Source organism: Microbacterium sp. Leaf351, from assembly GCF_001423825.1.
In the GTDB taxonomy this organism is placed as follows: domain Bacteria; phylum Actinomycetota; class Actinomycetes; order Actinomycetales; family Microbacteriaceae; genus Microbacterium; species Microbacterium ginsengisoli.
Window position 1 is genome coordinate 62,663 of sequence record NZ_LMPK01000012.1, and the last position, 284, is coordinate 62,946.

Below are 284 nucleotides of genomic sequence, written 5' to 3' on the forward strand. Positions count from 1 at the left end.
GGGCGGCACTGACCGTGGTGGAAGGGACCCTGACCGCGGTCGGGATCATCCCGCTGGCACTCGCCTACCGGTGGGTGCCGCGCGCCGCCCCCGGCCCGGTCGGACGCCTGCTCCTGCTGCCGGGCCTGGTGGCCGCGTTGTGGACGGGCCGGGAGGTGCTGCTGGGCGCCTGGCCGTACGGGGGGCTGCCGTGGGCGCGGCTCGGGATCACCCAAGCCGACAGCCCCCTCGTTCAGACGGTGTCCTGGGTCGGGGTGAGCGGGCTCACCTTCCTGATGGTCTTC

General features: G+C 74.6%; 1 pseudogene. It reads left to right on the plus strand.

The features are described 5' to 3' along the window. Positions 1 to 284: pseudogene (locus tag ASG00_RS17080) on the plus strand (apolipoprotein N-acyltransferase); the annotation flags it as partial.